Here is a 6,793-nt window from a genome sequence, read left to right as displayed (position 1 = left end):
GAATAGCCGCTGCGAAGCGTTCGCAGCGGCTAAAAACACTGAAATATGCGAGATACTGATCGTTTTTTGGTCAGTTGCCGTTTTAAAAATCAGCAAGGGCTGAAGTCGACCGGAAATACAGGGCTACTTCAGAGCATCCTTAGTGGAATAACCGGTAATTTCACATGCGACATATAAAATAATATCGGCGCACAATTTGCTTCCAGCATTTATTTACCGAGCAATTGTCAAGCATTTCGAGTACTATGCGTGGCCAAATTAATTTTTGAGTAGGTTAATGGCCGTCATGCGCGTAAAAGCATCCAACAGCAAACCCAAGCCGGCTCCAGCCGTGGAAACCAGCGCCTCGATCGACGCACAGATCGAGGCCTTCCTAAAATCCGGCGGGGAAATCCAAGAAATTGCCAAAGGCGTCAGCGGCCAGGTGTACGGCACCACCAAGCAGATCACCATCGGCAAAAAGTAGCCCCCTGGCCACGCAGCGCTTTGCTCGCAATGACAAGGCGCTGGTCAGTGTCAAATAACCCTCCGTCGCCCACACCATTTCATCCATTTACCTCCCGCCCCTAGCGCTTAGCACAGTCATGTTTCAGAATCATGTCAGTCCGCATGTTGCGGCTGTCGCGGCATTGCCGTTGCTGAACGATGGCGAATGCCCAGGAGTGCCCGTGCGTTTCACCTGCAATTGGTTGCGAAGCCCGTCAAGCTCCCTATTAGTTCTCGCTTTTTTGTTGCTTGGTTTGCCGCTGCTCAGCCGTTTCGCACTGAGCTGGTCACATCCCTATGGCTACCTATCTGATCTGGCAATCGGCAGCCTCTTACTAATAACCCTTCATCAGCGCTCTTGGTTGCTGAGCCTTCCACTATTGCTGGCTTGGGGTATTTTCACGCTGGGCACTGCAGAGCTGGTCAACGCCGTTGGCCGCATGCCGGAACCGGCCGACCTGCACTACCTGAGCGATGCACAGTTTGTTAGCCACTCGACCCAGGGCGCAGGCTTAAGCCAGCCGTCCCTAGCCTTGGCCATAGCCTTACTGATAGCGCTCTACCTAGGCCTGCGCAGCTGGCAAAAACTACGCCACGCCACACCTCTTTCAAGCACCTGGCTGCTGCTACCGCTGTCACTGTTTGCCGCGCACACCGTCTTGCAGCAACTAAAGCCCAGCGAAGCGGACCAATGGCTGCAGTTCAATCTGCCACACAAGCTGCTGGCGGAAAGCACCAATAGCAGTCAGCAATACCTTGCCGACTGGCTGGCTGGGGATAAACCTGGCAGCCCACCCGACATCAGTGCCCTAAACCAGCTCGACCTGAGCGGCACGCCACTACTTACGCAGGCCGGTAGCGCGCGCAACGTGCTGATCATCACCCTGGAAGGCGTAACCGGTGCTTACCTAAAGGCCAGCCGCAAGGCCATCGGCAGCAGCTATACACAGGACCCGATGCCGCGCCTGAGCCAGTGGGCTGAGCGCGGCATGCTCACTTACGACTATGTGTTACATGGCCACCAGACCATTCGCGGGCTCTACGCCATGCTCTGTGGCGACTACAACAAACTCGACTCAGGCACCCCGAAAGGCGTCGAGCTGTTGAACAACGCCGAACGTAGTGAACAGTGCCTGCCCGCGCAGCTCCGTGAGCGCGGCCTTAGCACCCATTTCCTGCAAGGTGCCGGGCTACGCTTTATGGCCAAGGACCAAATCATGCCGCGCATGGGCTTTGAGCAGACACTCGGCCGCGACTGGTTCAAGAACAAGCCCTATATCGAGTTCCCGTGGGGTATGGACGACAAGGCTTACTTCGAGGGCGCCTTGGGTTATGTGCAACAGCTACGTAAAAAGCGCCAACCCTGGATGCTGACCCTGTTGACCGTTGGCACCCACCAGCCCTACTCAGCACCGCAGGAGTATCTGGACCGCCATGCAACGGCCAAACTGGCTGCGATTGCCTACCTCGATGACGCCATCGCTGACTTCCTCAACGCCTTGGAACAGCAAGGCGTGATGAAGGACACCCTGGTGATTGTGACGTCGGATGAATCCCACGGTTTGGAAAATGTACGCCTGGCCTCGGCCTGGGGATTCAACCTGCTGCTGGCCCCCGAGCAAGCGCAGCTACCGGCACTCAAACAAGGCGTGTACGGCCATGTCGACCTGACGGCATCGGTTCTCGACTACTTTGCCTTCCCGATCCCCGCAACAATTTCAGGACGCTCCCTGCTGCGCGACTACGCTAACGGCCGAGAAATCATGTCCTACACCAATGGCCTGCTGCGTCAGCACGATGGCCAGGGCACGCTGACCGAGTGCGACTTCCAGAGCGTTTGCCGGCGCTATGCCAGCCCTGGCTTCATTACCGACACAGCAAACTACCTGGGGCGTTTTGCCGGCAAGCCTGCACGCTTAATCAGCCAACAGGCCGAGCAACTCGACCAATCACTCAATAGCAGTCAGGGTGAGCAAAGTTACCAATTCGCCAACCATCAGCCCGTCAAGCTTAACCCTAGCGCCAGCGATGACTGGGCCGACAACCTGGTCGGCGCGCAATACCTGACCTTGGCTGCAGACACTCAGACCACGGTAACCCTAAAGATCCGCGCACTGCATATGGACAACCAAGGCGGCAAGCTACAACTGAAGACCAAGGAGTACGACCGCGATGTAGCCCTGGTAATCCCGGAGCTACCACTACTCACGCGTAAAAAACCTATCGAAGTCAGTTTTACCTTCAATAACCCCGAGGCACGCAAAGCGTTCTCCTTCCACCTGATTGGCCAGGGGCGCGGGTCCGTCGAAATATTGAATTTCAGCGTACGCAGCACACCATTGAAGACCGAGGAAAAACTGCTAGCAGCCCAGGAAAACCTGGACGAAATCGCCCCCTCAGATGCTTTGACGAATTAACGCAGAAATCATCAATAGATCGCGTAGCGGCGTTCAATCGCCGCGTACTCACCGCTTTGCCTAATCGCTGCCAACCCCTGATTGAACCGCTCACAATGGACCTGCTCGCGGCAACCCAACTTGTATTCAGTGGCTGGAAAAACCGGATATAGGGTCAGCGGCTGGCTCACATCAACCTGGCTGTACACCTCTCGGTTGAAGTAGCGAAGGATACGCATATCCGCAACAACCACATCTACTCGCCCGCTGTAAAGCATGCGATTGCGGGCAATCTGAAAAGCCTCCTCGCGGTAGCGCGGGTTGGCTTCGGCCATTGCCTGGTACTCACTACCCAGTAAAAGTCGCGCCCGCTGAAAGGCGCTCACTGAATACTGCATCAGGTCGCTGACGCGCCGAATGTCCAAATTCCTTGAACGCAAAGCCACAGCAACATTCTGGTAGCTGATATAGGAATCCGAATAAAAAAAGCCACCTCCACTGTGCTCATTAGTAGTGGCAATCACGTCAATCTGAGCTTTTTTCAACATCAGGCTCAAGCGCTCCATCGGGGCATAGTGTGCCTCTGGCTCCATACCTGCGCGCCGCGCGGCAGCCATCACGATGTCGTACTCCAGACCACGGGCTTCATTCTCGAAGACATAAGGTGGTTTATGCGTACCAAAACCGACGTACAGGGCTTGTGCCGACACCGTCAGGCTGCACGACAGCAAACAACAGACCCACAACCACTTCATAGCGATACCTGAGTTAAACCGACCTTTAGCATAGCCGGCTATGGCCCAGCTCTGCATTGCTCTATCACTGAGATCGATTGATCAGAATTAGTCGTCCGGGTCACCCACAGGGCTAGACTGCTCCGGTCAAGTCACTCGTTAGCCACTGGAGAACCTTCATGCTTAAAGCCGAATACCAACAACGCGGCCCGCAACCTCACAAGGTGATTGCCGCCGTCGAGTTGCAACTGCCAGAGCCCGATGCAGGCCAGGTGCGCATCAAGGTGTTGGCCGCGCCGATCAATCCGTCCGACGTGCTTACCCTTACTGGTGAATACGGCATGCTGCCGCCTCTACCAGCCATAGGCGGTAATGAGGGGGTCGGCCGGATAGAAGCGCTGGGAGCCGAAGTCAGCACGTTAAAAGTCGGCCAGATGGTACTGCTGCCAGTGGGCTGCGGCACGTGGGTCAGCCACCTGAACGCAGCGGCGAGCAAGCTCATTCCCCTACCCGAAGCTGACCCGCAACAGTTAGCGATGCTGACGGTCAACCCGCCAACAGCCTCGTTGCTGCTTAGCCAATTCGTCGAGCTCAAGCCCGGCGATTGGGTTATCCAAAACGCCGCCAACTCGGGCGTCGGCAGCTACCTGATTCAGCTGGCCAAGCTGCGCGGCTTCAAGACCATCAACGTGGTACGCCGTGAGTCAGCGGTGGCAGGCGTTGAGGCAGAAGGCGGTGACGTGGTGCTGGTCGACGGCCCCGACCTGGCCAAACGCGTGCACGCCGCTACTGGTGGCGCTAGCGTGCGCCTGGGCATTGACGCGGTGGGCGGCGAGGCCACCGATCATCTAGCGGCCAGCCTGTGCGAGGGTGGCGTGCTGGTCAACTACGGCATGATGAGCCGCCAGCCGTGCCAGGTGTCGCCGTCGTCCTTTGTATTCCGGGATGTCAGCCTGCGCGGTTTCTGGCTGGCAAAATGGTTCCAGAACGCCAGTCAACCCGAGCAAATGAAGGTATTTGGCGAGCTGGTACAGCTGATCGCCAGCGGCAAACTGCATACCCGCGTCGCCGCCACCTATGACGTCAGCGAGATTCAGCAAGCCGTTGCGGCCGCCGCCAGCGGCGAGCGCGATGGCAAGATCCTGATCGTGCCGAAGTAACCCCGATACGACGACGGCGGATTAGCCATCTAGCCAATCCGCCGTCGTTGCGTTCTACAACCGAGCGTATTACTCAGCCGCAGGGGTGCGTCGCTTGAGTGGCGCGAGGCCGTCCTGGCTGACCAAGACCGGCGCATCCGGCTTAGGCTTGTTGATGGTGTTGCGCTTGCTTGGGGCCTTGGCGACCGGCTTTTTCGCGGCAAGCTTCTTGCCGGTTTTCGGGTCGATCTTTTTCTTCTTCGGCCCGACTGCCTTACCAGATGCCTTGAGGTTTTTCGGCCCCTGGTAAATACCCTTTATATCCTTGATATTGCGGCGTTCGAAACGCTGTTTGAGGTAGCGCTCGATGCTCGACATCAGCGCCCAGTCATTGTGGCAGATCAGCGAGATCGCCAGACCTTCAGCGCCCGCGCGGCCGGTACGGCCGATGCGGTGTACGTATTCGTCACCGGAACGTGGCATATCGAAGTTGATCACCAGGTCCAGCCCGTCGACATCCAGCCCGCGTGCCGCTACATCGGTGGCCACCAGAATTTTCACCGCACCTTGCTTGAGGCGGTCGATGGCCAGCTTACGGTCCTTCTGATCTTTTTCACCGTGCAGCACGAACACCTTGTATTCCTTGGCCACCAGCTTGCCGTACAAACGGTCAGCCTGAACCCGGGTGTTGGTGAAGATAATCGCCTTCTCGTAGGTTTCGTTGGCCAGCAGCCAGTCGACCAGACGCTCTTTGTGGTGATTATGGTCCGCGGTGATGATCTGTTGACGCGTACCTTCATTGAGCTGGCTGACGCGGTTGAGCTGCAAATGCTCAGGCTCTTTCAGCACCTTGCCAACAACTTCACGCAAGCTGGCACCGCCGCTGGTGGCGGAAAACAGCAAGGTTTGACGTTCGGCATTACACAGCTCGGACAAGCGCTGCACGTCATCGGTGAAGCCCATATCGAGCATACGATCCGCTTCGTCGAGCACCAGCACTTCGACTTCATCAAGCAGCAAGTTGCCGGCGTTGGCATGTTCAATCAGTCGACCCGGCGTACCGATCAGGATATCCACCCGACGCAGCATGGCGGCCTGCACCTTAAAGTCTTCACCGCCGGTGATCAGCCCCGCCTTAAGGAAGGTGAACTGAGCGAAGCGCTCGACTTCCTTCAGGGTTTGCTGGGCCAGCTCGCGGGTTGGCAGCAGGATCATCGCGCGAACGCTCATACGCGGCGAGGAAGCGCCATCACCCAGCAGGCGGTTAAGCATCGGCAGCACAAACGCTGCAGTTTTGCCGCTACCAGTTTGCGCGGTTACCCGCAGGTCCTTCCCTTGCAGCGCCAGCGGAATGGCCGCCAGCTGTACCGGGGTGGGCTCGACAAAGTTCAGCGCAGCCACGGCTTTAAGCAGGCGTTCATGCAGGGCGAATTGGGAAAACACGGGCAACCTCGACAGAAAACAAAAAATCAGCCGCATAGCGTAACGCTTTCCGGCGTTGCGGCCGAGTTTCTTTGCACATTGAACGTAATAAAACGACCGCCGCCCTTGAACAAAGTGATAGTCCGGCGCTCAAACCAGCATCAATCTCGCCATATTTAGCGTTGGAGCACACCATGCGTAACCTTCAGCAGGCCTTTTTAATCAGTTCAGCCTTGGCATTAACACTTGCCGCGCAGGGCAGCTTTGCCGCGCCCAAACATGACAACCCCGGGAAGCAGAGTGGCGGCCAACACAGCGACATCAATACCAACCATCAGGGTCCGTCGATTGATATTGGCCAGATTCGCATTGTGCTCGGTGAAAACCACAACCTGATTGGCCCAACCCGCGCCCTGCCACCTGGCATAACCAAAAACCTGGCTAAAGGTAAGCCACTGCCACCAGGCATCGCGAAAAACTTCGACAGCCGCCTGCAAGGTAGGCTGCCCCACTATGACGGCTATGAGTGGAAACAAATGGGCACTGACATGGTGCTCGTCACCATTGCCACCGGCATCATTTACGAAGTGCTGCACAACATCCTGGACTAAGCCTA

Annotated in this window: 6 protein-coding genes; 4 read left to right on the top strand and 2 right to left on the bottom strand. The window is 57.0% G+C overall.

Going from position 1 to position 6,793, the window contains the following annotated elements:
- Positions 1–277: 277 nt before the first annotated feature.
- Both VCA57_RS05815 and VCA57_RS05810 read left to right on the top strand, forming a co-directional pair.
- Positions 278–466 carry a hypothetical protein gene (locus VCA57_RS05815; RefSeq protein WP_411184019.1) on the top strand — a complete coding sequence of 63 codons (189 nt, stop codon included), beginning with the start codon at positions 278–280 and terminating at the stop codon, positions 464–466.
- Between the two features lie 202 nt (positions 467–668).
- The gene (locus VCA57_RS05810) at positions 669–2,903 is read left to right on the top strand and encodes an LTA synthase family protein (protein WP_411184018.1); all 2,235 of its coding nucleotides are present in this window, start codon (positions 669–671) and stop codon (positions 2,901–2,903) included.
- A gap of 11 nt (positions 2,904–2,914) precedes the next feature.
- Here the strand turns inward: VCA57_RS05810 and VCA57_RS05805 are convergent, their stop codons facing one another.
- The gene (locus VCA57_RS05805) at positions 2,915–3,637 is read right to left on the bottom strand and encodes a substrate-binding periplasmic protein (protein WP_411184017.1); all 723 of its coding nucleotides are present in this window, start codon (positions 3,635–3,637) and stop codon (positions 2,915–2,917) included.
- Positions 3,638–3,795: 158 nt separating this feature from the next.
- Between VCA57_RS05805 and VCA57_RS05800 the strand changes: the two genes are divergently transcribed.
- Positions 3,796–4,776: a zinc-dependent alcohol dehydrogenase family protein gene (locus VCA57_RS05800; RefSeq protein WP_411184016.1), complete on the top strand. Its 981-nt coding sequence runs from the start codon at positions 3,796–3,798 to the stop codon at positions 4,774–4,776.
- A 69-nt stretch (positions 4,777–4,845) separates the two neighbouring features.
- Here VCA57_RS05800 and VCA57_RS05795 read toward each other — a convergent pair whose 3' ends face one another.
- Entirely contained in the window at positions 4,846–6,198 is a 1,353-nt protein-coding gene (locus tag VCA57_RS05795) for a DEAD/DEAH box helicase (protein WP_411184015.1), read from the bottom strand.
- 173 nt (positions 6,199–6,371) lie between these two features.
- Here VCA57_RS05795 and VCA57_RS05790 point away from each other — a divergent pair, with 173 nt between their 5' ends.
- A complete protein-coding gene (locus tag VCA57_RS05790; RefSeq protein WP_411184014.1) occupies positions 6,372–6,788 on the top strand; it encodes an anti-virulence regulator CigR family protein in 417 nt (138 codons plus the stop codon).
- Positions 6,789–6,793 lie beyond the last annotated feature (5 nt).

Origin of the sequence: Pseudomonas sp., assembly GCF_046581935.1 — a bacterium.
Classification (GTDB): Bacteria; Pseudomonadota; Gammaproteobacteria; order Pseudomonadales; family Pseudomonadaceae; genus Aquipseudomonas.
Note: the sequence above shows the minus strand (reverse complement) of the source record. Positions and strands in the feature narration are given on the sequence as shown.

Coding starts and splice junctions, on each gene's coding strand:
- VCA57_RS05815 (WP_411184019.1), top strand. CDS start 278: ATGGCCGTCATGCGCGTAAAAGCATCCAACAGCAAACCCAAGCCGGCT.
- VCA57_RS05805 (WP_411184017.1), bottom strand. CDS start 3,637: ATGAAGTGGTTGTGGGTCTGTTGTTTGCTGTCGTGCAGCCTGACGGTG.
- VCA57_RS05800 (WP_411184016.1), top strand. CDS start 3,796: ATGCTTAAAGCCGAATACCAACAACGCGGCCCGCAACCTCACAAGGTG.
- VCA57_RS05790 (WP_411184014.1), top strand. CDS start 6,372: ATGCGTAACCTTCAGCAGGCCTTTTTAATCAGTTCAGCCTTGGCATTA.